Annotated in this window: 1 pseudogene; it reads right to left on the bottom strand. The window is 51.3% G+C overall.

From position 1 onward, the window contains the following. Positions 1-473: pseudogene (locus BFF42_RS20325) on the bottom strand (IS110-like element ISEc11 family transposase); the annotation flags it as partial. Positions 474-556 lie beyond the last annotated feature (83 nt).

Raw genomic sequence — 556 nt, 5'->3', positions numbered from 1 at the left:
CGCTCCATCGCTGCCCGGCCTTTGTGGATGGTTTCACCAAACTCCAGTAACGTCCCGTGCAGGGCATTAATTTGTGCGGTCCGGAACTTCACCAGTTGCATGCGGGTACGGTGCAGAACCAGTACCGACTGCTGTTCTTCTGTTTTTACGGCGATTTCTTTACCCGGCTGCTGAACCGCCATCCAGATAGCCCGGGCATCCATCACATCATTCTTATTGCCCATGACGAATGCCTTAACGAAGCGGGCCTGCAACAACCGAACTTTATGACCAAGTTTTGTCAGTTCCCGTGCCCAGTGCTGAGAACCTCCACAGGCCTCCATACCAATCAGGCATGGCTCACGGTTGCCGAAGAACGTCAGAAAATCCTGTCTACGCAACTGTTTATCAACCACTTCACCTGTGTGCTCATTGATGAAGTGAATCTGAATGACATGTTTTGCGATATCAACGCCAACCGGTGTATATTTCATTTGTGGAGTCTCCAGTCTGAGGGAGCTTTATGCATCCCGTATTGGGCACTATGATGCCGGAAATCTGCGAGGCTCCACACCTG

Source organism: Shigella sp. FC1661, assembly GCF_001712525.1.
GTDB classification, from domain to species: Bacteria; Pseudomonadota; Gammaproteobacteria; order Enterobacterales; family Enterobacteriaceae; genus Escherichia; species Escherichia coli.
Note: the sequence above shows the minus strand (reverse complement) of the source record. Positions and strands in the feature narration are given on the sequence as shown.